General features: G+C 32.6%; 1 protein-coding gene and 1 tRNA gene. One reads left to right on the top strand and one right to left on the bottom strand.

The features are described from left to right. Positions 1 to 194: 194 nt before the first annotated feature. Positions 195 to 270 (top strand) — tRNA-Thr (locus tag ACJ5GX_RS02350). A 158-nt stretch (positions 271 to 428) separates the two neighbouring features. Here ACJ5GX_RS02350 and ACJ5GX_RS02345 read toward each other — a convergent pair. Then, on the bottom strand, positions 429 to 617 hold a 189-nt coding region (locus ACJ5GX_RS02345), incomplete at its 5' end, for a hypothetical protein (protein WP_495292658.1).

Below are 617 nucleotides of genomic sequence, written 5' to 3'. Positions count from 1 at the left end.
GATCGCTTAAAAAACCAATCTATATTGTACAAACCATCATTTACTTGTTTAATTTTTTAACCTCTCTTTCAATATTACAGCTTTCCCAAACATTTTAAAAATCTTTGATTTTAAATAAGAAAACTTTAACTCACTCAAGTGCTTATTTTTTGGCTTGCATTCTTATCATTTTTCTGTAGAATTATCGCCACGTTGCCGGCATAGCTCAGTTGGTAGAGCAACTGACTTGTAATCAGTAGGTCCACAGTTCGAATCCGTGTGCCGGCACCATTTTTACTTAGCCTCGCTTTTTTAGTGAGGCTTTGTTGTTTCTGAATGATGCTTTTTGCATCGTCATATTCGGTTTTCTTTTTCCGATTTCTTCAATTGAAAAATCTTATCTTTATGCTTTTATCGCACTGATCTGTATATAACGCACGATGCCCTCGTTAAATAGTGTTTCGCAGAGCTTGGCAGTCATCTGTATTTTGAATTGATCGATCAACCACTAACTGCCTAATTAAAAAAATTGATACAACATAATGAAAAATACTTAATGTAGAAAAATCTTTATTATCAAACAAAAAAGACAAAAATTTCGACTTATCATAGATGCTAAACAAGTTGAAAGCAAAAAT

The sequence above is a fragment of the Wolbachia endosymbiont of Tuta absoluta genome (assembly GCF_059414725.1).
This window is presented reverse-complemented; position numbering and strand designations above follow the sequence as displayed.